Annotated in this window: 23 protein-coding genes; 16 read left to right on the forward strand and 7 right to left on the reverse strand. The window is 50.0% G+C overall.

What is annotated here, in order from left to right:
- Positions 1-14: 14 nt before the first annotated feature.
- The 3 genes from M0L20_RS20125 to M0L20_RS20135 all read left to right on the forward strand — a co-directional run bounded on the left by M0L20_RS20125 (position 15) and on the right by M0L20_RS20135 (position 3,830).
- Positions 15-1,379: a Gfo/Idh/MocA family protein gene (locus M0L20_RS20125; protein ID WP_248478739.1), complete on the forward strand. Its 1,365-nt coding sequence runs from the start codon at positions 15-17 to the stop codon at positions 1,377-1,379.
- Between the two features lie 100 nt (positions 1,380-1,479).
- Positions 1,480-2,706, forward strand: a complete 1,227-nt coding sequence (locus M0L20_RS20130; RefSeq protein ID WP_248478741.1) for a sugar MFS transporter — start codon at positions 1,480-1,482, stop codon at positions 2,704-2,706.
- Positions 2,706-3,830: a GHMP family kinase ATP-binding protein gene (locus M0L20_RS20135; protein ID WP_248478743.1), complete on the forward strand. Its 1,125-nt coding sequence runs from the start codon at positions 2,706-2,708 to the stop codon at positions 3,828-3,830. Before M0L20_RS20130 ends, M0L20_RS20135 begins: the two co-directional genes overlap by 1 nt.
- A 190-nt stretch (positions 3,831-4,020) precedes the next feature.
- Here M0L20_RS20135 and M0L20_RS20140 read toward each other — a convergent pair whose 3' ends face one another.
- From M0L20_RS20140 to M0L20_RS20150, 3 genes are all read right to left on the reverse strand, one after another.
- A complete protein-coding gene (locus M0L20_RS20140) occupies positions 4,021-5,229 on the reverse strand; it encodes an ABC transporter permease (protein ID WP_248478745.1) in 1,209 nt (402 codons plus the stop codon).
- Between the two features lie 82 nt (positions 5,230-5,311).
- The gene (gene rbfA, locus M0L20_RS20145) at positions 5,312-5,692 is read right to left on the reverse strand and encodes a 30S ribosome-binding factor RbfA (protein ID WP_248478747.1); all 381 of its coding nucleotides are present in this window, start codon (positions 5,690-5,692) and stop codon (positions 5,312-5,314) included.
- A 77-nt stretch (positions 5,693-5,769) separates the two neighbouring features.
- Positions 5,770-5,916 carry a hypothetical protein gene (locus tag M0L20_RS20150; protein ID WP_232558393.1) on the reverse strand — a complete coding sequence of 49 codons (147 nt, stop codon included), beginning with the start codon at positions 5,914-5,916 and terminating at the stop codon, positions 5,770-5,772.
- A gap of 39 nt (positions 5,917-5,955) precedes the next feature.
- On the opposite strand from M0L20_RS20150, the gene M0L20_RS20155 reads away from it, so the two are divergent.
- Positions 5,956-7,365 (forward strand): hypothetical protein, encoded by a 1,410-nt coding sequence (locus M0L20_RS20155; RefSeq protein WP_248478749.1) that lies wholly within the window; start codon positions 5,956-5,958, stop codon positions 7,363-7,365.
- Between the two features lie 75 nt (positions 7,366-7,440).
- Entirely contained in the window at positions 7,441-8,232 is a 792-nt protein-coding gene (locus tag M0L20_RS20160; protein ID WP_232558395.1) for a queuosine precursor transporter, read from the forward strand.
- On the opposite strand, the gene M0L20_RS20165 is transcribed toward M0L20_RS20160, so the two are convergent.
- Positions 8,225-8,977: a TrmH family RNA methyltransferase gene (locus M0L20_RS20165; RefSeq protein WP_232558396.1), complete on the reverse strand. Its 753-nt coding sequence runs from the start codon at positions 8,975-8,977 to the stop codon at positions 8,225-8,227. The genes M0L20_RS20160 and M0L20_RS20165 overlap by 8 nt on opposite strands.
- On the opposite strand from M0L20_RS20165, the gene tamL reads away from it, so the two are divergent.
- The 6 genes from tamL to secG all read left to right on the forward strand — a co-directional run bounded on the left by tamL (position 8,976) and on the right by secG (position 16,620).
- Complete coding sequence (tamL, locus tag M0L20_RS20170; protein WP_248478751.1) at positions 8,976-11,615, forward strand: translocation and assembly module lipoprotein TamL; 2,640 nt, start codon at positions 8,976-8,978, stop codon at positions 11,613-11,615. The two genes, M0L20_RS20165 and tamL, sit on opposite strands and share 2 nt — an antisense overlap.
- Positions 11,616-11,782: 167 nt before the next feature.
- Positions 11,783-13,207 (forward strand): tRNA (N6-isopentenyl adenosine(37)-C2)-methylthiotransferase MiaB, encoded by a 1,425-nt coding sequence (miaB, locus tag M0L20_RS20175; RefSeq protein ID WP_248479162.1) that lies wholly within the window; start codon positions 11,783-11,785, stop codon positions 13,205-13,207.
- Positions 13,208-13,294: 87 nt separating this feature from the next.
- Positions 13,295-14,650, forward strand: a complete 1,356-nt coding sequence (locus M0L20_RS20180) for a sigma-54 interaction domain-containing protein (RefSeq protein WP_248478752.1) — start codon at positions 13,295-13,297, stop codon at positions 14,648-14,650.
- Entirely contained in the window at positions 14,640-15,212 is a 573-nt protein-coding gene (gene lptE, locus M0L20_RS20185) for an LPS assembly lipoprotein LptE (protein WP_232558399.1), read from the forward strand. The genes M0L20_RS20180 and lptE overlap by 11 nt, the downstream gene beginning before the upstream one ends.
- A 107-nt stretch (positions 15,213-15,319) precedes the next feature.
- Positions 15,320-16,150 (forward strand): DUF8458 domain-containing protein, encoded by an 831-nt coding sequence (locus M0L20_RS20190; protein WP_232558400.1) that lies wholly within the window; start codon positions 15,320-15,322, stop codon positions 16,148-16,150.
- A 71-nt stretch (positions 16,151-16,221) separates the two neighbouring features.
- Positions 16,222-16,620: a preprotein translocase subunit SecG gene (gene secG, locus M0L20_RS20195; RefSeq protein ID WP_232558401.1), complete on the forward strand. Its 399-nt coding sequence runs from the start codon at positions 16,222-16,224 to the stop codon at positions 16,618-16,620.
- Positions 16,621-16,701: 81 nt separating this feature from the next.
- Here the strand turns inward: secG and M0L20_RS20200 are convergent, their stop codons facing one another.
- Complete coding sequence (locus M0L20_RS20200) at positions 16,702-17,409, reverse strand: hypothetical protein (protein ID WP_248478753.1); 708 nt, start codon at positions 17,407-17,409, stop codon at positions 16,702-16,704.
- Between the two features lie 248 nt (positions 17,410-17,657).
- Between M0L20_RS20200 and M0L20_RS20205 the strand changes: the two genes are divergently transcribed.
- Both M0L20_RS20205 and groL read left to right on the forward strand, forming a co-directional pair.
- A complete protein-coding gene (locus M0L20_RS20205) occupies positions 17,658-17,954 on the forward strand; it encodes a co-chaperone GroES (RefSeq protein ID WP_012925587.1) in 297 nt (98 codons plus the stop codon).
- A gap of 77 nt (positions 17,955-18,031) precedes the next feature.
- The gene (gene groL, locus M0L20_RS20210; RefSeq protein ID WP_248478754.1) at positions 18,032-19,672 is read left to right on the forward strand and encodes a chaperonin GroEL; all 1,641 of its coding nucleotides are present in this window, start codon (positions 18,032-18,034) and stop codon (positions 19,670-19,672) included.
- Positions 19,673-20,102: 430 nt separating this feature from the next.
- Here the strand turns inward: groL and M0L20_RS20215 are convergent, their stop codons facing one another.
- Positions 20,103-20,762 carry an ABC transporter ATP-binding protein gene (locus tag M0L20_RS20215; RefSeq protein ID WP_248478755.1) on the reverse strand — a complete coding sequence of 220 codons (660 nt, stop codon included), beginning with the start codon at positions 20,760-20,762 and terminating at the stop codon, positions 20,103-20,105.
- 175 nt (positions 20,763-20,937) lie between these two features.
- Between M0L20_RS20215 and sucC the strand changes: the two genes are divergently transcribed.
- Entirely contained in the window at positions 20,938-22,155 is a 1,218-nt protein-coding gene (gene sucC, locus M0L20_RS20220) for an ADP-forming succinate--CoA ligase subunit beta (RefSeq protein ID WP_232558405.1), read from the forward strand.
- A gap of 63 nt (positions 22,156-22,218) precedes the next feature.
- Here sucC and M0L20_RS20225 read toward each other — a convergent pair whose 3' ends face one another.
- A complete protein-coding gene (locus M0L20_RS20225) occupies positions 22,219-23,055 on the reverse strand; it encodes a M48 family metallopeptidase (protein WP_232558406.1) in 837 nt (278 codons plus the stop codon).
- Between the two features lie 202 nt (positions 23,056-23,257).
- On the opposite strand from M0L20_RS20225, the gene M0L20_RS20230 reads away from it, so the two are divergent.
- On the forward strand, positions 23,258-23,869 hold the full coding sequence (locus M0L20_RS20230; protein WP_248478756.1) for a fumarylacetoacetate hydrolase family protein: 612 nt from the start codon (positions 23,258-23,260) through the stop codon (positions 23,867-23,869).
- Between the two features lie 237 nt (positions 23,870-24,106).
- The gene (locus tag M0L20_RS20235; protein ID WP_248479163.1) at positions 24,107-26,026 is read left to right on the forward strand and encodes a M23 family metallopeptidase; all 1,920 of its coding nucleotides are present in this window, start codon (positions 24,107-24,109) and stop codon (positions 26,024-26,026) included.
- Positions 26,027-26,079 lie beyond the last annotated feature (53 nt).

Below are 26,079 nucleotides of genomic sequence, written 5' to 3' on the forward strand. Positions count from 1 at the left end.
AAAACTGCTTTTGCATGAATCTTACGCCTACCCGCCGTCAATTTATCAAAACCGCTGCGTTAACGGGCACAGCGGCTACGGTTTTTCCATCCATCTTAACCGGTGCAAAGCCTGCCGATACCAAAGTTCGATTAGGCTTTATTGGCGTCGGGCTTCGGGGACGTAGTCATGTGGAGCAGGCCATGTACCGCGACGACGTGGTCATTCCGGCCATTTGTGATGTTGACCCGAACAGCATTGCCCTGACCAACGAGATTTTCAAGAAGAAAGGCAAACCACTACCCGAAGCGTATTCGAAAGGCGATGAAGCGTTTTTGCAGATGCTTAAGCGCGATGATCTCGACGGTGTTATCATCGCAACGCCCTGGGAATGGCACGTACCGATGGCGGTGGCGACGATGAAAGCCGGGAAATACGCGGGCGTGGAAGTATCGGCCACCGTGAAGCTGAAAGAGTCGTGGGATTTGGTGGATACATCGGAGAAAACCGGGGTCCCCTGCATGATTCTGGAAAACGTCTGCTACCGACGCGACGTACTGGCGATCCTAAACATGGTCCGGCAAGGGATGTTCGGCGAAATGACCTACGCGCACTGCGGCTACCAACACGACCTACGCGAGGTAAAATTCAACAATGGCAAACAAGCCTACGGCGGTGGGGTTGAGTTCGGCGCTAAAGGTTATTCGGAAGCACACTGGCGTACGCAACACTCGGTGGATCGCAACGGCGATATCTACCCAACGCACGGGCTGGGACCGGTAGCTCACTGGCTGAATATCAACCGGGGGAACCGCTTTACGCACCTGACTAGTACCGCTACCAAAAGCCGGGGTTTGCACAAATACGTCGTCGATAAAGGCGGGGCCAACCACCCCAACGCTAAAGTCAATTTTAAACTCGGTGACGTGGTTACCACGGTTGTCGAATGCGCCAACGGTGAAAATATCGTTATTATTCACGATACCAACTCGCCCCGCCCCTATTCGCTGGGATTCCGGGCGCAGGGTACGCAGGGCATCTGGATGGACGACAACGACATGATTTATCTGGAAGGCGTCAGCCCTAAAGCTCACACCTGGGAGCCGTTTGCTGCGTATCAGGAAAAATACGATCACCCTCTCTGGAAACGGCACGCGCAAACCGCCGAGAATGCCGGACACGGTGGTATCGACTTTTTTGTGATGCGGGCGTTTATCGAATCCGTCAAAACCAAAACTCCTCCGCCGATTGACGTGTACGATGCAGCCGTCTGGAGCGCGATCAGCCCACTGTCGGAGGAAAGCATCGCGGGCGGCAGTAAACCCGTTGAAATTCCTGATTTTACGCGGGGTAAGTGGAAGACGAACAAACCTATTTTCGGGCTTAACGACCAATTTTAGGTAGCTTCTGAGCGACGAAACGAATTTCTATTCTTAATTTGTAAAAAAATTTAAAATATACCAATCGCGCGCTCTTTCCATTTCTAAGCGACTCTTTCTCATGACACCAACTGCCACCCCTCCGCAGGTTCGTCCCAATTACACCATCCCGCTGATCATCATCGGCGCTTTGTTTTTTATTTTTGGCTTCGTCACCTGGGTCAACAGTGTGCTTATCGCTTTTTTTAAGCAGGCGTTTAATCTGAGTACGGTCGGCTCGAACCTAGTGGCCTTTGCGTTTTTTATTTCGTACACGCTTATGGCCATTCCGTCGTCGGCTCTGCTGAAAAAAACCGGCTTCAAGAACGGTATGTCATTAGGATTGCTGGTCATGGCGGTTGGTACGTTGATCTTTGTTCCGGCGGCTAAATCGGTTTCGTACCCGTTGTTTCTGGTTGGTCTTTTCCTGATCGGCATCGGCCTGACGGTGCTGCAAACGGCTTCGAATCCCTACGCGACCATTCTTGGTCCCCGCGAAAGTGCGGCCCAGCGCATCAGCTTCCTGGGTATTGCCAATAAACTGGCCGGAATTATCAGCCAGATTATTTTCGGTGGGTTATTGTTAACCAGCGGCAATGCCGTTGCCGGTGCAGCTTCTCTGGAAAAAGTAGTTTCTCCTTACCTGATTTTAACGGGTGTTCTGGTCGTTCTAGCCGGGCTGATCCGCTTTTCGAGCCTACCCGAAGTATCGGAAGAGCAGGATGATGCACCCGCCGATGTTACGTCACACACGAGCGTAGGCCAGTTCCCCAACCTTGTCTTGGGCGTTATCGCCTTATTTTGTTACGTTGGCGCGGAGGTAATTGCCGGTGATACCATTATCAACTATGGTAAAGCCATTGGCTTTGACAACGATCAGGCGAAGTACTTCACGACCTACACCCTGTATGGTTTATTGGCTGGCTATGTGCTGGGTATTGTGCTGATTCCACGGGTTATCTCTCAGCAGACATCCCTGCGATTCGGAGCCATCTACGGACTCGTCTTAACAACGGCAACGCTGGTAACCAGTGGCTTCACGTCGGTACTTTGCGTAGCCTTGCTTGGTTTTGGCCTGGCTCCGATCTGGCCCGCTCTTTGGCCGCTGGCTCTCAACCGCTTAGGTCGGTTTACCAAAATTGGATCGGCCTTGCTGATTATGGGCATCTCAGGCGGTGCGTTGCTGCCACTGGTGCACGGTTACCTCACGGATGCTATTAGCCCGAAAATGGCGTATGCCATGCTATTGCCTTTGTTTGGTTTCATCCTGTACTACGCTACCGTAGGCTACAAGAAAACAAGCTGGTAATGCCCACGATTGACTCTACCCCTGTCGCGTCGACGCTGACGGCTTCAACACCAGGTCGTATCTGCCTGTTTGGCGAACATCAGGATTACCTGGGTTTACCGGTGATTGCCGCTGCAATTTCCCGACGTATTCAGATTCAGGCGAAGCAGGTCGATAATCCCGGCTTCCGACTGAATCTACCGGACATTAATGCGACCGTTGCTATTCCGTTTGATGGTACCGAACTGGCTTATCCCAATAGTCGGGATTACTTTCGGTCGGCGGTCAACATACTTTTGCGCGAAGGATTTCAATTCTCCAAGGGTATTGATGGCGAAGTGCATGGCAATATTCCCATCAACTCCGGTACCTCTAGTTCGTCGGCCCTGCTCGTAACCTGGCTGAACGTACTCACGCAACTGGCTGACGAACCTCGTCAGCTACCGCAGGAGCGACTGGCGGAACTGGCTTACGTAGCCGAAGTACTTGAATTTGGGGAACCAGGTGGTATGATGGACCATTACTCAACCGCCGTTGGTGACGTTATCTACCTGGAATCGACACCCAAAATCGCCCTTCGTAAATTTCACCCGATGCTTGGCACGTTCGTATTGGGCGACTCACAGGAGCCGAAAGATACAATTGGTATTCTGTCACGGGTCAAGTTTGGTATGCTCGATATCATCAAGAGGCTTAAAACGGTAAATCCCGCCTTTTCGCTGCACGAGGCTACACTTACCGAAGCGGCTGAGTTCAAGGATATATTGACCAAAGATGAATATATTTTGCTAAAAGGAAATCTGGAGAATCGGGACATTCTTCGCGAAGCCCTAACCGTTTTGGATGCCTCCGCTACATCGGCAAGTATCGATCACATCCGGTTCGGGCAGCTCTTAACCCAGCACCAGACTAATTTGCGCGATGCCCAGCGGATCAGCACGCCAAAGATCGACCGTATGCTCGACGCAGCACTCGCAGCGGGTGCATTAGGCGGCAAAATCAACGGATCAGGTGGAGGAGGCTGCATGTTTGCGTACGCCCCTGAACATCCCGAAAAGGTTGCCGAAGCAATTGAGCGCGAGGGCGGCAAAGCGTACGTCATAACCGTAGCCGAAGGAACAACGACCTTTTCCAATAAGCCTTAAAGCTATTTTAGGTTTTTATACAAGAAATGTGCTTTTGTCATTCCGACGCCAGGAGGAATCTTCGGGAACAGGTGTTTAGTCCTTTTTCGAAGATTCCTCCTGGCGTCGGGATGACAAAAAATGTTTGTTTTCAGCGCCAAAAACGAGTAAGGCCCTATTCGGTGAATAGGGCCTTACTCGTTTTTTCGGTCTATTTCACACTAGCCGCTCGTTGCGCTGGAAACCACGAGGTTAAAAACGTAACGAGGATGACCAACACACTTACCAGCACAAGGTCGCTGGTATCAAGCCGAACAGGATAGGCGTCGATTATCGAACTGACAGTCCCCATGCCGATAAATCCGTATCGTTCCTGCGCAAGACAGATGACAATGCCGAGTACCAGACCGGTAAAAGCCCCCGTCAGCGCAATGATCGCTCCTTCGGTCATGAAAATTCGGCGTACCAGCCCCGTCGTGGCCCCCATCGCGTAAAGAATTCGGATATCTTCTTTCTTTTCGATAACCAGCATCGACAGCGTAAAAAAGATGTTGATGGATGCCACCAGAATGATAAATGAGAGTGTGATCGCAACCAGAAGCTTTTCGATCCGAATCGTCCGGTATAGATCAACGTTCAGGTCATCGCGACTCTGGACCAGCAACTTTTCGCCTACAATCGCCTGCAATGCCTGTTTAGCCGCATTTTCATCCGTACCGGGCTTTAACTGAATCTCAAGGCTAGTTACTTCGTTGGGCCCGTACCCTAACAACGACCGCGCCACATTGACCGGAATCAGCACGAAGTTGTCGTACTTCGATTCAATAAAAAACACGCCCGAGACCGTCAAAGCTTCCCGGTTGAATGCATCCGGATTGAGCACACTAAACGATTGACCACTTTGCGGGTACAGGATTTCCAGCGGTGTCAGGATATCAACCGCCGAAATACTCAGGTCATTGCGAACCCCGTCGGCCACGATCGCGTAGTTGACGCCCTGATCGCGGAGCCGCAACCGTCCTTCGAGTAAGGCCGAATCGAGCTGTTTTCGTTGTAGATAGCTATCATCAACCCCTTTAAGCCGGACAACGGTTTGTCCGTTGGCGTAACGGGCCAGAGCATTATCCTGCGCTACAGTAGTCAGTAGGCTAACGCCTGTCGTCTGACGCAACCGATTCAAGAGTTCCGGCGATGCCAAGAACCGTTTCCCTTCCTTGGGCGAGACGGTCATGTCGGCTTCAAACGTTTTAAAAATCTGGCGGTTCAGCTCATCCATCCCGTTGAAGACGGAAAGGACAACAACCAGTGCCATCGTTCCAACGCCTACGCCCAGCATAGACAGAATAGACAGCCAGCTGATAAAGCTGCGTTTCTTGCGGGAAAAAAAATAGCGTCGGGCGATCCAGGCGGGGAGGTTCATATACTACGGGTGAATGAGTGGGTAAGTGAATGAGTGAATAGCGCTGATCGATTATTCGCTCATTCACTCACGCCCAATTCGCTTACTCTTCGTCTTCATCCTCCTCTGGTGCGGGCGGAATATCGAGACCAGCGAATAGTTTGTCCATCTTGTCGGCGTATTCAGCCGTATCGTCCATGAAGAAACTGAGATCAGGAACAATGCGCAACTGATGGCGAACCCGTTCGCCGAGATGCTGACGAATAATTTTACCTTTTTCCTGAATGCTTTCCAGCAGCACTTGCTTATTCTTCGTAGCCAGGAAGCTCAGGTACACGCGCGCTACGCTCAAATCCGGCGATATGCGCACACTGGTGACCGTAATAAAGGCCCCATTGAACAAATGCGGCACCTCACGCTGAAAAATTTCACTTAAATCTTTCTGCAACTGCCTGGATACTTTCTGTTGTCGTTTTGATTCCATACTATCTTACCTGGGTATCTAGTTGAACGGGCAACTGATCGAATAGTTTTCCGTTTACATATAAGCCCACTACCTGTTTATTCGCGAACAATCCGGCAACTCAACTGGACTCCCGGACCGCAAATATCCGTACCTTTTTCGGTTCTGCCGAAATTGACCGTAAATTCGCAGGGTGAGTTCGCGCCTGAGTGGGTCAATTCAGGCTCTTTGTCGCTTGAATTCATGCGCCTGCTCACCACCAACATACTGAATTACCGACTGTTTTGTTACGTTTTTTTCGCTCTTACTTTCCGTATCAATACGTAAGCCTGCTCGGTTTACTGTTACTGATTCGTCTGCCGCTGTTACTGCACCCGTTTCCTTTGTTGATACCAGAGCTAAACTGGCTGTTGGTGGGCGAACAGATTGGTGAAGGGAATCTGCTCTACCGCGACATCTGGGATAGTATCAGCCCCCTGTCGGCAGTGGTTTACTGGGGTTTGCACACGCTGTTTGGCCGGTCCACTCTGGCACTCCACGTGGCGGCTACGGTGGTTTCGGTATTCCAGATTGTGTATTTCAACTACCTGACCAACAACCGCGATGTGTATCCCGACCGCTCGTTCTGGCCGGGCCTGATCTACATGCTGTTTCTGCACCTGTCCTTCGATTGCCTGACGCTTTCGCCCGTGCTGATGTCCACCAGCTTTCTGTTGCTTGCTTTCGGCACGCTCATTAAACAAATGGAACGCCGGGGCGCTACCGACGAGGTTTTTGAAGTCGGTTTTTACATTGGCATTGCGGCTTTATTTTATCTCCCATCAGCGCTGTTTATAATTTGGGCCTCCCTGTCACTTCTTTTCTACACGGGAGCAAGTTTTCGGCAGCACTCGCTGGCGTTGTTTGGCTTTCTGTTCCCAATTGCGGCTACCGTGCTGTTTTATTATCTCAACAACAGCCTGGACGATTTTAACCGCAACCTGCTGGCGTCTGTATTCCGGGTTCGGCAATATTCGCTGTCCGACTTTCAGTCCCTGTTTGCTTCGTTGTTTATTCCACTGGGTCTGGGTGTACTGGGTTTTCTTAGCTTATTCAGTAGCACAAGCCGCTACGTCAACTTTCAGCAGCGCGTTCAGCAGATCATGATGGTCTGGTTCGTTACGGCGTTTCTGACGATTGCGCTCATGCCGTTCCTGGCTCCCATGTCTTTCCTGAGTTTTGTGCCACCGATGGCTTATTTTGCCATTTATTACTTTGAAAATATTCGCAAACAATGGCTCGCTGAACTGGGTTTCTCGGTGGCTTTTGGTCTGATTCTCCTCTTGTTTTACCAAGGTCTTCTCGGAATTATTCCGGGCGTCGAATTAGGCCGATTGAGTAGTTTACAGGTACGCCCTTCGCCCCTTCCGGATAACATTCGGAATCAGCATATTTTAATTATCGGCGAAGACTTAAGCGCATATCGGGAAAATCGCCCGGCGACACCTTACCTCAACTGGGATCTGGCTAAGTATGATCTGAAAAATCTGGATAACTACGAATCGGTTATCAACGTATTCGATCATTTTCGAAAAGACCCACCCGACTACATCATTGATCGGGAAAACGTGATCGATAAATTGTTTCAACGCGCCCCGGCCCTGGCTAGCCGCTACGAAAAAACGGCAACAGCGGGCGTATACAAGCGAAAATAGATAAAAATTTGTAGCTTGTTGTTCTTTCTGACAGAGCTATAGCCTGCGAACGAAAACCGTAAATTTTTTAGTGACATGCCTTCCCACTCGTTCACCAATAAACGCACGAATCTTTACATCTTCCTAAGCGCTGTTTTCCTGACCAACGCCCTGATTGCGGAAATAATCGGCGTCAAAATCTTTTCGGTTGAGACGTTACTGGGTACCCGGCCCGCACAAATTCATCTGTTTGACAATTTCGTACTGGACTTTAATCTTACCGCCGGGGCTATCATCTGGCCGTTTGTCTTTATCACCTCCGACATTATTAACGAGTATTTTGGTAAAGCGGGCGTCCGGCGAATTTCGTTTCTGACGGCAGGTTTTGTAGGCTACAGCTTTCTGATTATCTACGCGGTTACGAACCTTCCTCCGGCGCAATTCTGGCTTGACGTGAACGCGAAAGACGGAGCCGGAAACCCTATCAACATTGACAACGCTTTTCAGATGATTTTTCGCCAGGGACTAGGCATTATCATTGGTTCGTTGACTGCTTTTCTGGTTGGTCAGATTCTGGATGTGTACGTATTCCATTCGTTGCGCAAAATCACAGGAAGCCAGAAAATCTGGCTTCGGGCTACCGGTTCTACGCTTGTTTCACAGCTCGTTGACTCGTTCGTTGTGCTGGGTATAGCGTTCTATGTTTTCGGCAACTGGTCGCTGACGCAGGTACTAGCAGTAGGCATCATCAATTATATCTACAAAGCAACGTCAGCCATCGTACTGACGCCTTTGTTGTACGTAGCGCATTACTTCATCGACCGTTACCTCGGAAAAGAACATGCCGAAGAACTAGCGAATGAATCGGCCATGAGTTCGTTTATGTAAGGCTACGGCGCCAGTTATCGAGCAACACTGCCGTGGCAATACCCACGTTCAATGATTCGGCTTCGCCGTAGCGCGGGATGGTTACCCGCTTGGTAACGTACTGCCCGATCTCAGGACTGATCCCATTCGACTCGTTGCCCATAACCAGATAGCCCGACTTACTGAAAGCGAGTGCATGCACATCGTCGCCACCCAGAAATGCACCGTACACGATCTGCCCCTTAGCCGACTGTTTCAAAAACTGCTCAATATCACCGTACCACCAGTTCACCCGCGTGAAGGAACCCTTACTGGCCGAAATCACTTTCGGATTGTACACGTCAGCGGTTGTTTCGGAGCAAATGATTTTACGGATGCCGTACCAATCGGCAATGCGGATGATGGTGCCCAGATTGCCCGGATCACGGATATCATCCAGAATCAGCGCGATTTCGTCGGGTCCAGCCAATAGCGGACGGTTTTCTTTCGTTCTGACGACAGCCAGAGCCGCGTTGTTGCTTTCGAGGGTCCCCGTTCGCTCCAGGTCAGCCACTGACGCAATTTCGACCGGCGTTCGTTGGCGGTCTGTCAGTCGAGTGTTTTCTTTGTAGAATGCTTCGGTCGCCACCAGCAGGTCGACCTGAAAATCAGATTGCAGCACTTCCTGCACGCTCTTGGCTCCTTCGACCAGAAAAGCGCCATGCTGCTGACGGTATTTTTTCTGATGTAGCGACTGAATGTATTTGATTTGATTTTTGGAAAGCATGAAAAAAATAGATGGTGTGCGCTGTATGATGTATGATTGGCTGGCGGGCCGTACATTATGCATCCTACATCATAAGTCCGTCGTTATCGTATGTATGCTGACAGTCGCACTGTCAGGCTGTTTAAGTTCTAAAAAGTTACAGGGCGATCAGTACCTGCTCACCGCGCAAACGGTCAAAGGAAACCGCACGATCACGCGCGAACAACTCGAGAGCCTTATTCCCCAGCGCCCCAACCGCCGTACGCTGGGCTTACCCATCACACCGCCCCTTTGGTTTTATCAGCTGGGTCTGCACTCCTACAACCGCGAAGCGGTGTTGCGCGAGCTACAGGCCAAAACTAATGAATTTGAACAGCAAAGCCAGCAATTGGCCAACCAGCCCAAAGCGCTGAAGAAACTAAACCGGCGTTTCAGCCGTCAAGCTAAAAAACTACGCCTGAAGGCCGAAGAAGGAAACTGGCTGATGCGTAATCTGGGTGAACCGCCTTCGTACTTCGCAGAACGCGATGCGCAGACGAACGCGGCTAAAATGCAAAAGTATCTGTCGGATAAAGGATTTTTCCACGCCCGAACCGCCTACAAACTGGATACACTACGCCGACGGCAGATTCGCGTTAACTACCTGATCACCGAAAATGCGGGCTTTTACCTGCGAACGGTGCGGTATGAAATTGACGACCCACGCGTCGATTCGCTGGTGCGCAGCTCGCTCAATGTGTCAAAATTAAAATCGGGCGATCGGTTTGATCTCGACAATATTTCGGGCGAAAAAGTGCGCATTGAGTCGCTCCTGCGCGATCAGGGCTATTATACTTTTTCGCGTCAGTACATTCCCGTAACCGATCTGGATACGACCCGACGCAGCACTGAGCGGTTGCCCACGGCGGACACCCTACGCCGAAACATTGACGTTTACCTACGAATTCTGAACCCACCCGGCCAGTCGGCTCATCCTATTTATCGGATTGGCGACGTAGAAGTGCGGATCAGCCCCGACGAGCAGCAGTCACCCGTTGTGTCAACCGAACTGGACACGGTTAAGCGGAATGGTATTACCTACTTATTGGGTGGTCGCAATATCTCTTCCCGGATATTAGACAGTAAGATACGGATTCGCCCCGGCGAACTCTACAGCCAGACAAATTACCGCGAAACGCAACGGTCGTTGTTTCTGCTGAACCAATTCAAATTTGTCAACCTGAATTTCATCGATACCACCAATCGACGCTTGCGGGCGCTCGTCACTGCTACTCCGTTAGACAAATACGAAGCTACTGCGGAGAGCGGGGTAACGGTTCTGTACCAAGGTCAAGGTTATCCCGGTGGGTTTGGTAACCTGACGTTCCGGGTCCGTAATTTGTTTGGTGGCCTTGAAACGTTTGAAACCAGCATTCGCTACGGTTTCGAAGCACAAACCGGCTTCTTGCCCAAAGCCATTAGTGAACGACAAGTGTATTCCTCTCAGGAACTGGGCATAAGCAGTTCATTGATCTTTCCTCAGATTATCTTTCCAAGTCGTTTACGGTTTTTATTCAATACTTATAATCCTAGAACCCAGCTAAGTATAAGTTACAATAATTCCTTTCGGCCCGATTTCCGTCGATCCTTATTGCGGGCATCGATGGCTTACAACTGGCAGATTTCGCCGACTAAGCAATTTAATTTTCTAATTGCTGACATCAATCTGATCAATGCTGGCGCTGGTACTGACCCACTCGTTAGTAACAGCTTTTATGAGCAAGTCGATTCACTATTCAGGTTAGGTAGTACAATTTATTTAGGTTTCAGACGGTCGTTTGCTTCGGGCATTAGCCTTGCCTACACCTATAACACCAATACTGTCGGCCAAAATCGGCGGGCTAATTTCCTGCGTACCGTTGTTGAGTCGGGAGGAACGACCTTAAATTTCTTTTCGGATCAGCAACTGCGTCAGCTTTTCAGCTTGCGAGACATCAACGGACAACAGGCTGGTTTACAGTATTATAAATATTTACGACTTAATGTCGATTACCGACATTACTATCCCATCCGTTCACGTACCACGCTGGCTTTCCGGGTTAATACTGGACTCGTGTACGGGTATGGTCCTACCAATGGGGTTCCTTACGAGAAACTGTTTTTTGCGGGTGGTAGTAACAGTGTACGGGCCTGGCTACCACGCCGGTTAGGACCGGGAGCCGCTTTTCCCTTCTCCAGTAATCCAAACTTCCCAGACGTTACACAATCAGGCCAGTTCGTTTATCTTTTCGAACAACCGGGCAATATTTTGCTGGAAGGATCAGCCGAGTTACGAGGACGGCTGTTTCATCTCTTTGCAGATGTCAACGGAGCCATTTTTGTTGACGCAGGCAATGTCTGGACATTAAACAACAGCCGACCGGGGTCCGTGTTCCGGCTAAACACGTTCGTACCGCAAATTGCCGTTGGAACCGGTGTCGGACTACGATTCGACTTTTCTTTCTTTGTCGTCCGCTTTGACGGTGGGATCAAAGTTTGGGACCCGGCCAGACAATACCTGAACGATATCAAGGACGGCGGTCGTGACGAACGATTCATCTTACCCAAGTTCTCCTTGAAACAACTGTCGAGCGGCCCAAATCCGCTGGTCATCAATTTTGGTATTGGCTATCCGTTCTGATTACCGACCATACCAGTTTAAGAGAATTTAACGGGTAAATCCTGCCAAAATGACAGCATCTTTGCGGCATTCTTTGTAATTTTGTAACTCAGTTGATGAGATCGGAAGCACGCAATGTGATGCTCCATCATCTTGATTTCCATCAATATACTGACTTACTGACACTTATGACGCTTATTCCCGAACTAACAATATTACAACCTGCTGATAAGGAAGCCATTGATCTGCCCCGCACGCTGGAAGATGAGCTGGCAGTCGGTAAAAAACGCCTGTACATCGAAAGCTATGGTTGCCAGATGAATTTTGCGGACAGTGAGATTGTAGCCGCCGTCATGCGCAATGCCGGTTTTGCCACCACCTCTTCCGCCGAAGATGCTGATCTGATTTTTCTAAATACCTGCGCTATCCGGGAGAATGCCGAGCAGAAGGTTCGGAATCGCCTGAAGCACCTCACGGGCTTGAAACGCCAGAAACCAGAGCTGCTCGTCGGCATGCTCGGTTGCATGGCCGAACGGCTGAAAACTAAACTTCTGGAAGAAGAAAAGGTCGTCGACATCGTCGCTGGTCCTGACGCGTATCGGGATATTCCGAAACTGGTTGAGGAAGCGGAATCGGGTCAAAAAGCAGTTAACGTGTTTTTGTCGCGCGAAGAAACCTACGCCGACATTTCGCCGATTCGCCTGAATTCCAATGGCGTAACGGCATTCGTTTCGATCATGCGGGGCTGCGACAACATGTGTAGCTTCTGCGTCGTGCCCTTCACGCGGGGTCGCGAGCGGAGCCGGGATGCCCACAGTGTCGTTCGAGAAGCGCAGGATTTATTTGATCAGGGCTACCGGGAAGTGACGCTACTCGGTCAGAACGTCGATTCCTATAAATGGCAGGGTGAATCCGAGCCGGTTGTCACGTTTGCCAATCTGCTTGAAATGGTGGCGCTTATCCATCCCGATTTGCGCGTCCGTTTTTCGACTTCCCACCCTAAGGATATCACTGACGATGTGTTGTACACGATGGCGAAGTACGATAACATCTGCAAGTACATTCATTTGCCTGCCCAAAGCGGCAACAGCCGGGTGCTGAAGATCATGAACCGGACCTACGACCGTCCCTGGTATATCGGAAAAATCAACCGCATTCGGGAGATTTTGGGCGAAGATTGTGGCATTTCGACCGATATGATCTCGGGTTTCTGCACCGAAGACGAGGCTGAACACCAGGAATCACTGTCGTTGATGGACTACGTTCGGTACGACTACGCGTACATGTTCGCTTATTCGGAACGGCCCGGTACGCTGGCCGCGAAGAAATACACCGACGACATTCCGGAAGACGTCAAAAAGCGTCGGCTAAATGAGATCATTGCCAAGCAGCTGGAACACTCTACCATCCGCAACCAGCGGCACATCGGTCAGGTGCAGCGCGTACTGATCGAAGGAACGTCCAAGCGCTCGGACGATTTCCTGTGTGGCCGCAATGACCAGAACAAAATGGTTGTTTTCCCGAAAGGAAACCTGGCCAAAGGACAGTACGTCGACGTGCTGGTTACCGAATGCACCTCGGCTACCCTGCTGGGAGAAGTAGTTAGTCGTTAATTGTCGTTCCTGTGATTCGTTGCCGTTTGGCAAATAGGCCCAACAAATGACCGTTGCAGACGAATAATAACGACAAATGCCCTACGCATGAACAATCAAGAAATTCAAAGCGTTAAACAACGCTTCGGTATAATCGGTAATGCGCCCGCCCTCAACTACGCCATCAATGTAGCGATGCAGGTTGCAGCCACCGACCTGACCGTACTGATTACGGGCGAGAGCGGTAGTGGTAAAGAATCGTTTTCTAAAATCATTCACAGCCTGAGCGCCCGCAAGCACGGTCAATTCATTGCCATTAACTGCGGAGCTATTCCAGAAGGTACGATTGACTCGGAGCTGTTTGGTCACGAAAAAGGGTCCTTTACCGGTGCTGTCGATTCCCGGAAAGGTTACTTTGAGACAACCAACGGGGGGACTATCTTTCTCGACGAAATTGGCGAAATGCCGCTCGGCACCCAGGCTCGTTTGCTTCGGGTGCTGGAAAATGGCGAGTTCATCCGCGTAGGTTCCTCCAAAACGCAGAAAACCGACGTACGCGTCGTGGCGGCAACCAACGTTAACTTGATGGACGCCGTTGACAAAGGGAATTTTCGCGAGGATTTATATTACCGACTGAATACCGTCCCGATCTTCGTCCCTCCCCTGCGCGAACGCGGTACTGACATTGAGTTACTGTTCCGGAAGTTCACAACCGATTTTGCAGAGCGCTATCGCATCAGACCCCTTCAGCTAACAGAGGGAGCCAAGCAACTGCTCATGAGCTTTCCTTTTCCGGGCAATATCCGGCAGCTAAAGAACATTGCGGAACAGGTATCGATCCTCGAATCGGAGCAAAACAAACCGATTGAAGCCGAAACGTTGAACAAATACCTGCCTCAGCAGCAGCCAAGTAACCGCACGCTGGCCTTGTTTCCGCAAGCGCAAGGCACGTCTGGAGCAGACAATTTTTCCGAGCGCGAGTTGCTCTATAAGGTCTTGTTCGATATGCGCCGGGACGTGAATGATCTCAAAAAGCTGGTTCGCGATGTGCTGGGTAATGAACAGGATGGCCGGCAAATTCTGAATAACCACAAAGATCTGTTCGATTCGATTCAGTCCGACGCAGACCATCCACCAGCCGAAACAAGCGTAACGCGTTTCTTACCGGCTGTCAACGGTTCGACTCGGCCTGACAGTCCACCGCCCTCGGAAACGTATGGTACGCATCCGCCGGTGCAGCTCTTCGATGACGTAGACCGGGACATTAATGACGTGACGGTTGAGGATGTCACGCACGAAACCGAAGAAGACGATTCGCTTTCGCTCGAACGGCAGGAAAAAGAAATGATTCTAAAAGCCTTACGGCGGAACAACAATAAACGCAAATACGCAGCGCAGGCACTGGGTATTTCCGAACGAACGTTATACCGCAAAATCAAGCAGTATGAAATTGATGAAGAATAAACGTCAGCCAGCAGCGACCAGTCAGCGGCCAGCAGTAAGCCTAGGCAGGCTATCCGGCAGGCATTGGCTCGGGTTACTGCTGGTTGTCGGCTGTTCACTGTTCACGACCAGCTGTGGTGTGTACTCGTTTACAGGTACGACGCTGTCGCCGGACATCAAGACAGTGACCGTCAACAATTTTGTGTTAGCCACCGCCGGTGGCCCGGCCAATTTGCCGCTGACCTTTAACGAACGACTGAAAGAATATTACCAGCGGTACACGAATCTTAAGGTAGTTCCCAACAATGGCGACATGGTGCTGGAAGGAAACATAACCGGCTATGACCTGCTGGCAGTTGCCCCAACAGCGCAGGACCAGGCGGGCGTCAACCGGCTCCAAATCACCGTGCTGGCCCGGTTCTACAACAACAAAGACGAAAGCAAAAACTTTGAGCAGTCGTTTTCGTTCTACCAGGATTTCCCGCAGAATCAGACGCTTAGCCAAAACGAAAGCCGTTTAATACCAAAGATTCTGGATCAGATCGTTCTGGATATTTTTAATAAGACAGCTGCCGACTGGTAAGCGTCGGGTATGAATGATGAGCGTCGACCGGTAAAATTTATCGAGGTTTATCATTCGTAACTTACCATCCGTACTTACTTTTGACCAACCGTAACACACGAATTAATATGCTGCCAATCGACAAAGAAACGTTTTCCTACTGGGTCACGCATCCGGATGACCTGTCTTCGACCGACTTCGTCCAGTTGCAGGAAAGCCTGCAAACCTACCCGTACTGCCAGGCGTTACACACGCTGACGGCAAAAGCGGCTTCCATTCACCTCAAAGGTCAGACAGTTCCTTTTACCCGGCAGGCAGCCGCTCACGCCTTGAGCCGTAATGCGCTGCGCAAATTGATCGACAATGAGTTTCAGTGGTCGGAGAATCTGCTGACCAAATTAAACGAACTCTCGACCAAGCACGTCCCCATTCCGGAGGATTACCAGCAGGAAAGCTATGCTTTGTTCAAGTCAAAAGCAGGTCTTAGTGGCGGATTTCCCAAGATGCCTCTGATCCGTCTGCCCGAACCAGCGCAGTCCGAAAACGAAACAATTCCAACCCCCGAAGACCCAACACTTACCGAGACGGCCCTGCAAAAGGACCTTGCTCAGATTGCCGAACCAGTAGCGGTCGAGCCGGCCCCCGCCCCGGTTGATCTCGAACGCAAACGCCAGTTTGATCTGATCGAAGACTTTATCAAGAAGGAGCCACGCATTTCGCCCGTACGCGCCAAAATCAACGAACCCGTTGATCAGGAAGACTTAACGAAGCGGAGCAAACCTACTGGTGGCGGTCTGGTTACGGAAAGTTTCGCTAAAATCTTGGCAAAACAAGGTAAACTTGACAAGGCACGCGAAATCTATGAACAGTTAATAGTGAAAAATCCAGAGAAAAAAGCGTACTTTGCGGCAAAAATCAGTGAACTATCGAGTGCAGCCAGCGAATCAAGCGACTCATAAATCCACTCTTATTCATTGAAATAACTCTTTACTGATAAACGCACCGGCCTTCCGGTGATAACTAAACATTCATGATAACGGCAACTATTGTCATCATTTGTATCCTCACCGTCCTGTTGATTTTGATTGTACTCATTCAGAACTCAAAAGGTGGTGGCTTAGCCGGTGAATTTGGCGGACTAGGTTCTAATCAGCTTATGGGCGTCAAGAAAACGACTGACCTGTTGGAGCAAATCACCTGGGGCCTTGGCATCGGCGTAATGGTATTATCCCTGGCTTCCTACATCATGGTTGATCGGAACCAGGCCGGTGGAATCAACAGCGTTAACGTAGATCGCGCTCAAACCCAAACACTTCCTGGCTCCGCAGCGCCTACGCCAAGTCCGGCAGCGGGTGCAGCACCAAGCCAGGCGGTACCGGGTGCCGCTACACCAGGCGCGTCAACGTCTGCACTGACGCCACAGAAATAAAACAAAAAGACTTTGTTAAAACGGCTCTGGTAGCATGTCTACCAGAGCCGTTTTTATTTGGCAGCAAACGAGTCGGTGTTACTAGGCTACCGCTTGCGCCAGCAACTGACGGGCAATGGGCAAAAGCGTTTCCTGAACCGGATACGTCCGCTGACTTTCCAGGATGAATGTTGCCGGATTAGGCAGATGCCGATGCCGCCGGATTAGATCGAGTTTGATATTTTCAACGGTGTTGACAAAACTTCGGCGAATTGCTTCTATAAATTGAAAACGAACCAGACGGCCACCTGGCTCCTGTTCAGAATAAAGCGTCAGGCAGAAATAGTAAATCTGCGTCTCGGCCTGATTAGTGGCTTGCAGAAATAAGTAGCCTTCTTCGGGTCGTAGTGGCAGCAAACCAACCGGCGACAGCGTCAACGAACCCGCAATGTCAGCCCACTGCTGCTGCCCTTCTGTCAGCATCGTCTGAAAGCGGGGCAGCGCAAAATTCATGATCGTGTCGATCTCGTTCATGAACTCATCGTCCGTTACCTCAGATTTGTATTCAATTCGGGGCGGTGGTCCGGTAACTCGCTCTGCACGCTTGGGAAACGCGGCATTTAACGTACCTTTGCCCCGCGAAAAGCGCACGCCAGCCTCGTAGTGATTTCGTAGATCCGGCAAATCGGGGCAAAGTTTGTTTTCTGTAAAGTTCTGTCGGACGGCCTGTAAGTATGCCATCAAGACATATTTCTGGTACTCGGCATCAAGCCAATTTTGCGTAAACCAATCGGACTGTAATTTTTTCATAGACTCAATCCTGCACTTTAGTCAACATATTGGTACCTCAACATACCGAAGAAAGCTTGAATAACCAAATAGTGTTTGCTAAAAAAGATTGATGCACGAATGAATCGACCAGAAGTTAGCGAATGGCAGTATGTCAGGCTAAAGTCTGAAAATTTGACAGTTTATCGGCTTGGCACAGAAATTGGCACTTACAAAACAGCGTGTAATGCATTGCACAAACAGTTAATAACCTTAATCAACTCATTGTCATGGTAGCAGAAACGGAAAGCGTTAAAGTGAACGTGAAACCGCTGGCTGACCGGGTGCTGGTAGAAGCAGCTCCGGCCGAAGAAAAAACCTCGTTCGGCATCATTATCCCCGATACGGCAAAGGAAAAACCACAGCGCGGTACGGTTGTAGCCGTTGGTGCGGGTAAGAAAGATGAACCCCTTACGGTTCAGGTGGGCGACACGGTGTTGTACGGCAAATATGCTGGTACCGAAATCACCGTTGATGGCAAAGAATACCTCATCATGCGCGAATCGGACATTTTCGCAATTCTTTAATTCTAAGCGTTTCGATAATTCTTTAACGGGATTATCAAGGCAACGTTTTTTGTAATCCAAACTGATTCTAAAGCACAATGGCTAAGAAAATTTTCTTCGATACCGAAGCCCGCGAGCGTATCAAAAAGGGTGTTGACACCCTGGCCGACGCGGTAAAAGTTACCCTCGGACCTAAAGGCCGGAACGTAATTCTGGATAAGAAATTCGGCTCGCCTGCAATCACCAAAGATGGTGTAACGGTAGCTAAAGAAATTGAACTGAAGGACGCCATGGAAAACATGGGTGCTCAGTTGGTGAAAGAAGTGGCTTCGAAAACGGCTGATTCAGCGGGTGACGGTACCACAACGGCAACGGTTCTTGCTCAGGCGATCTACTCGATCGGCGCGAAGAACGTAGCTGCTGGTGCAAACCCAATGGATCTGAAGCGTGGCATCGACAAAGCCGTTACGGCCGTAACAGCGAACCTGGCGCAACAGGCACAGACAGTTGGTGACGACTTCGGCAAAATTGCTCAGGTTGCTACCATCTCGGCTAACCACGACGAGGAAATCGGTACGATGATCGCCGAAGCCATGAAGAAAGTGGGTAAAGAAGGTGTGATCACGGTTGAAGAAGCACGCGGTACTGAAACGGAAGTAAAAACCGTAGAAGGTATGCAGTTTGACCGGGGTTACCTGTCTCCATACTTCGTGACGAACACCGAGAAAATGGAAGTTGAACTGGATCGTCCGTTCATCCTGATTTCGGAGAAGAAAGTATCGTCGATGAAAGAGTTGCTGCCTGTTCTGGAGCAAGTAGCTCAAACCGGTCGTCCGCTGCTGATCATTGCAGAAGACGTTGACGGTGAAGCACTGGCTACGCTGGTAGTAAACAAAATCCGGGGTGCGCTGAAAGTTGCCGCCGTGAAGGCTCCGGGCTTTGGTGACCGTCGTAAGGCTATGCTGGAAGACATCGCTATCCTAACGGGTGGTCAGGTGATCAGCGAAGAGCGCGGTTTCAAACTCGAAAACGCGTCGATCGATTACTTAGGTCAAGCCGAAAAAATCCTGATCGACAAAGACAACACAACTGTTGTTAATGGCGTAGGTCAGAAAGAAGATATCACCGGTCGCGTTAACCAAATCAAAGCGCAGATCGAAAACACGACATCGGACTACGACCGCGAGAAATTGCAGGAGCGTCTGGCCAAACTGTCGGGTGGTGTGGCTATCCTCTACATCGGTGCTGCTACCGAAGTAGAAATGAAAGAAAAGAAAGACCGCGTTGACGATGCACTGCACGCAACCCGCGCTGCCGTCGAAGAAGGTATCGTAACGGGTGGTGGTATTGCACTGATCCGTGCTATCTCGGCTCTTGACAGCATACAAGGAAGCAACGAAGACGAGAAAACCGGTGTTAACATCATCCGTGTAGCACTCGAATCTCCATTGCGTACTATCGTTGCTAACGCTGGTGGCGAAGGTTCGGTTATCGTGAACAAAGTGAAAGACGGTCGGGACGGTTTTGGCTACAACGCTAAAAACGATACCTTCGAAGACCTGTTCGCAGCTGGTATTATCGACCCGAAAAAAGTAACCCGTCTGGCCCTGGAAAACGCTGCGTCGATCGCAGGTCTGTTGCTGACGACCGAGTGTGTAATCGCTGACGAACCAGAAGAAGCTCCAGCTGGTGGTGGTGCTCCAGGTATGCACGGCGGTGGCATGGGCGGTATGATGTAATATCAACCGATATGAATAGGCCAAACGGCCTGTTCATTCATAAGAAAGGCTCCCGATCGTCTGATCGGGAGCCTTTCTTTTTTATCTATTAATCCGTGTTTCTCTGTAAAGTCGCTTATTTGTCAGGAGCAGGTGGGTACGTTCAACGAGGCTTATTAGCAAAATACCCTCACTTTATACAAACAAAAAAGCCAAGCGAGACACTCTCTTGGCTTTCTGATTTACTCAACGTTATGAAAAACTTTTCTTTTCGACACAATTATAAAACAAAAATAGAAAATAATCATTCTATTTCGTAAAATAATTTTTCAGAAAATTTTTAAACAATTAAAAATCAACTATTTATTAAAAATAGTTCTACGGAATTTTAAGTATATATACCTGTGTCTCAACGAAAAACCCCTTAGTTATTTCGTTGTTTTTTGATGGTCTAGGTAAACAATAGTCCATCATGAATGGTGACCGTCCGATCCGCTAACGCAGCCAAGGTTTCGTTATGGGTGACGATGATGAAGGTCTGTCCAAGCTCATCGCGAAGCCGAAAAAACAATTGATGCAGTTCTTCCGCGTTTCGCGAATCCAGGTTACCGCTGGGTTCATCGGCAAAAACGATAGCCGGTTTATTGATCAACGCGCGGGCAACCGCAGTGCGTTGCTGCTCCCCACCCGACATTTGCGACGGCAAGTGATTCAGTCGATGTTGCAGCCCTAAGGTTGTCAGCAACGACTCAGCCCGCTCCCGGACTTCCCGCTCGTCTTTCGCCGAAATAAAGCCCGGGAGGCACACATTTTCGAGGGCCGTAAATTCAGGCAGCAAATTGTTGAATTGAAAGACGAATCCAATGCGCTCGTTACGGAACTGAGCCAGCTGTCGATCACCCAGGGCAAACACGTTCTGTCCCGCAATGTGCAACTCCCCGCCATCGGGTCGGTCGAGTGTACCCAGAATCTGAAGTAACGTTGTTTTACCCGCGCCGGACGCACCAACGATGGAGACCACCTCGCCCGCTTCGATGGTTAAGTTTATGCCTTTTAGAACAGGAAGATTACCGTAGTTTCGGCGTATATCAGTAGTTTGAAGAAGCGACACGCGGTTTGTGATTTGTGGTTTATGGCCAATGGCTTATGATCGTTCGATTCGCTGATGGATAAGGCCGCTCGAACGCTAAACCACCAAAAACCGTAATCAATAAACCAAAAACTCGTTTTATTAGCTAACTTGCCGCACAAAAATACGATTTACAATTCTCCTTGTTGCAGTTGCCATGAATATACACGAGTATCAGGGTAAAGAAATTCTGAAAAAGTACGGTGTCCGGATTCAGGAAGGCATCGTAGCTGAATCGCCCGAGAAAGCCGTTGAAGCCGCTAAACAGATTATGGCGCAGTCCGGCTCAAAGTTCGTCGTCGTAAAATCGCAAATTCATGCTGGTGGTCGCGGCAAGGGTAAAGTCGTCGGTAGTGAACAGCGTGGTGTGGCTCTGGCGAAATCCGTTGAAGAGGTACGCGATATTGCGAAAAACCTGATCGGTAATGTACTGGTAACGCACCAGACTGGTCCGGAAGGCAAAAAAGTAAATAAAGTGCTGGTTGCCCAGGACGTTTTCTACCCCGGTGCATCGGAGCCGAAAGAAATGTACATCAGCATCCTGCTGGATCGTACCAAGGCTTGCAACGTTATCATGGCCAGCACCGAAGGGGGCATGGACATTGAAGAAGTAGCCGAGAAAACACCCGAAAAAATCGTAAAAGAGTGGATCGATCCGGCGGTTGGCTTACAGCCCTTCCAGGCTCGTAAAGTGGCTTTCGGCCTTGGTTTAGAAGGCGAAGCGTTCAAAGAAATGGTAAAATTCGTTACGTCGCTGTATAAAGCTTACGTTGATACGGATGCTTCCATGTTCGAGATCAACCCGGTTCTGAAAACATCAGATAACAAGATTTTGGCCGTTGATGCGAAAGTTAATCTCGACGACAACGCGCTTTACCGTCACCCTGACCTGGCCAATCTGCGCGACATCTCAGAAGAAGATCCGCTCGAAGTAGAAGCGTCAGCCAATGACCTGAACTACGTTAAGCTCGATGGTAACGTTGGCTGTATGGTAAACGGTGCCGGTCTGGCGATGGCTACGATGGATATCATCAAACTGTCGGGTGGCGAGCCTGCTAACTTCCTCGACGTAGGGGGTGGCGCTAACGCAAAAACCGTTGAAGCCGGATTCCGGATTATCCTGAAAGATCCAAACGTAAAAGCGATTCTGATCAATATCTTCGGTGGTATCGTTCGCTGCGACCGCGTGGCAACGGGCGTCGTGGAAGCGTACAAAGCGATTGGCGACATTCCGGTTCCAATCATCGTTCGTTTACAAGGTACCAATGCCGAAGAAGGCGCGAAGATCATTGACGAGTCAGGCCTAAAGGTTCAGTCAGCCGTGTTGCTGAAAGAAGCTGCCGAGAAGGTTCGTCAGGTTGTAGCTGCTTTATAAAGACCAAGTAAGCACAAAATAAAAAAGCCGGGACGAACCCGGCTTTTTTGTTAGTCAGCCTTGTTAGCTGTTCCGTCTTGATCCATTATAATACTTCTGTGCGTCAGGCAGTAGTTTCTGCAAGTCGGCAATCCGGCGCTGATCAGACGGGTGATCAGACAAAAACTCAGCGGGTGCTTTACCTCCGCTTGCCTTGGCCATCCGCTCCCAGAACGTAATGGCTTCCCGAGGGTCATAACCAGCCATTGCCATAAAGATCAGCCCGAGGTGATCCGCTTCCGATTCCTGCTTGCGGCTGTGCGGTAAACCGACTCCGTATTGATATGCCAAAGGTCCTACGACGCCGAAAGCCTGTTGAAACAACGCCTGCGTTTGAGGGGTTCTGGCCGATGAAGCAATGCCCGTCGCTACCTGACCAGCCTGGAGCAATCCGTTGGCAACTAGTCCCTCACTCATACGCTCGTTACCATGCTCCGCAATAGCGTGCGATACTTCGTGCCCAAGTACCGTTGCCAGCCCCGCTTCGTTTTGGGTGTACGGTAGAATACCCGAATACACGACAATCTTACCGCCGGGCATACACCAAGCATTGACCTGGTTACTTTGCACCAGGTGGTACTCCCACTTAAACCCTTCCAGGCGTTTGCCATAGCCGTTGCTGTTCATGTAACTCTCAACAGCCTGTCGAATTCGATCCCCCACTCGATTGACCATCTGGGCATCTCCGCTGTTGCTTACAACTCGGCTCGTGTCCAGGAACTGTTTATACTGGGTAAAGCTCATCGAGAGCATATCGTTATTCGGTACTAAAATCAGTTGCTTTCGTCCAGTTAGGGGTACTTTCTCGCAAGCGGTTACCGCAAAGACAAGCGACAACATCGCTATGATGGCTTTTTTCATTTTTGTGCGTTTTTGTTGAATGGTTATTCTGACGATATATGACGCGCAACATACGGGATTTGTTCAAATATTTACAAACGGGTGCGGTCAGGCCCTCTTTAGTCCTTAGATTTGCAACTGTCAGAATAGTTTAATAAAAACGCCGAGGGGCCGATCACTGTCCTTTGTGCCAAAAACTCGGACTCGCTGTCCGCGTTACACTATGAAAATTATCGCCGTTGGTCGCAATTACGCCGAACATATTAAGGAACTCAACAACGAACAGCCCGACGATCCGGTCATCTTTTTAAAGCCCGAAACGGCGGTACCGCTTAAAAACGAACCGTTTTTTTACCCTAGCTTTTCGAACGATGTTCATTACGAAGTTGAAATTCTGGTAAAAATCAATCGAGTTGGGAAAAACATCGACGAGAAGTTCGCTCATAAGTACTACGACGAAATCGGGATAGGAATTGATTTTACGGCCCGCGATGTACAGAGCAAACTGAAAGCCAAAGGACTACCCTGGGAACTGGCTAAAGGCTTCAATGGCTCTGCTCCTATCTCTCCGTTTATTCCAAAGACAGAATTTGCCGATTTGCAGAATCTGAACTTCCGTCTTGACGTTAACGGAGAAACCCGTCAGCACGGAAACACCAGTCTGATGCTGTTCAAAATTGACTACCTGATTTCATTCGTTTCGCGGTATTTTCTGCTGCAACAGGGTGACGTTATCTTTACGGGTACGCCTAAAGGAGTTGGTCCCGTCCAAATCGGAGATCAGTTGACGGCTTACATTGAAGATCGGAAAATGCTGGAGATTGACGTAAAATAAACGACTTTTTATTGCCTGTTGGCATCACACAGTCCTCTGTGGTATCGCAAACGGGGAGTAGAAGTCTTCAATGCCTTTATATTGAAACGAGTACGTATTACGAGTGTCCTGGCGATGCTGATCTCCGCTGGAATGACCTTTGGTCAGACGAGTATAGACACGGCCAAGTCACCACAGAATGGAACCGCTACGGCGAGCCGCCTGGGAGAGCCGCCCATTGCCCCAGCCGGTTATTTTATGTTTCCAATCCGGCCGGGTTCTGCTAATTCGCTGGCGGGTGGATTGGGTGATTTACGAGCCAATCACTTTCATGCGGGTCTGGATATTCGAACGGGAGGTCAGGAAGGCTTGGACGTTCATGCCGCAGCTGATGGCTACATTTCTCGCATTGCCGTCTTTACCGGCGGCTACGGTAATGTCGTGTTTATCAAGCACCCCAACGGCCTGACAACGGTTTACGGGCACCTGAAAACGCTTAAAGACACGCTTGGCACTTACCTCCGCGAGCAGCAATACCAGAAGAAAACGTTCGAGATTGATTTACGGCCCGCACCGGGTCAATTTCCGGTTAAGCAGGGCGACGTGATTGCAGCATCCGGCAACACAGGCGGATCAGGCGGTCCTCACCTGCACTTCGAAGTGCGCGACGCGAAGGACAACCTCATCAATCCGCTGCTTTACGGTTTCTCTGAACTGAAGGATGATGTGCCGCCTTATTTTGAGCGAATTGCGCTGAAAACCATGACCTCGACCTCGCGCGTTAACGGTGAATACCAGCGAATCACCTACGCACCCGTTCGCCGGTCTGACGGAACTTACACGCTCACGCAGCCCATCACAGCATCGGGCTTAATCGGTTTAGAAGTGCTGGGCTACGACAAAACCAGCGGTTCGCCTTATCGCAATGGAATCAGTTGTCTGGAAATCCGGCTCGATGGGCGCGAGGTTTTTGCGTACAACATGAATAGCTTTCCCAATGAGCAAACCCGGTACATGAACATCCACGAGAATTACGAAGTGGAGCAAATGAGCGGGCAACGCTACCACCGCGCGTACATTGCGGACGGTAATATACTGAACCTCTACAAGTTACAAAGCAATGCCGCCTACCGAGGACGGTTACCCTTGCTTGATGGCAAACCGCACGAAATAACGCTGACGCTTTTTGATGCATTCGATCATGCGGCCCAGCTGACGTTCACGATTCTGCCGGAAATAACAACGACAAAGCCGCTTCCAGCAGATTCGGTAGCCACCCTTCCGGCGGAATCAGATCAGACGAGCGATATTCCAACAGCCACCATCACGACCGATGAAAACGTACTAAAGCTGACGGTCAGGAACATATCGGCGGCTAATCCTCCGATGGCAAAATTACACGTGGGCCGTACGGTAACAGAACAGGCGGTTAGCTATGTCCGTAACAATCAAGCGGTTTATCTCATCGATTTGCGGCAGACATTGCCCGATTCGGTACAGTTTGGCCGGGGTGTTGTGCGGACTAATTTTAAAAAGCGCATTATTCCCGGACGGGGTGATGTGGTAGTCGATGGCACAACTCGCTTGGCCTTTTCGCCTAAAACGCTTTATGACACGTTACATCTGGCCATGCGACCGCTACCGGGTGGTGGATTAGAGATTAACCAATCAACGATTCCGCTCAACGATTATTTAACCATTCAGTACCAACCGAACTACCCAATTGCCATCGATACCATGCGCACAAAAGCGTATTGGACCAGTGGCGGACGGGCCAGCTTCCTGGGTGGCAAATGGAATAAAGGACGAATCGAATTTAAGACTCGTTCCTTAGGCCGGTTTCAGCTTATGACGGACGCGAACCCGCCTACGGTCGAGATTCTGTCCGCTACGCCAAAGGGAATAACGGCCAAGATCCGGGATGATCTGTCGGGTATTGCGGATTTCCGGGCGCTGGTCAACGGCGAATGGGTGCTGATGCAGTACGATTACAAGCGGGCGTTGCTTTGGTCGGATAAACTCGATCCGGATGAACCCTTTGATACGGGCTCGGAAGTACTTGTGCAGGTGAAAGATCGGGCTGGCAACATCGGTTCCGACAGCACGACGATTGAAGCCCCCCGCGCCCGACCAGCGGCACGTCCTAAAGCCGCACCAAAGCGTCGAAAAAAACGGTAAGGGTAGCTTAAGAAAGGTTCTTTCTTTTGTGTGAACTGGTATAAAACAGCAAC

The sequence above is a fragment of the Spirosoma liriopis genome (genome assembly GCF_023196085.1).
Taxonomy (GTDB): domain Bacteria; phylum Bacteroidota; class Bacteroidia; order Cytophagales; family Spirosomataceae; genus Spirosoma; species Spirosoma oryzicola.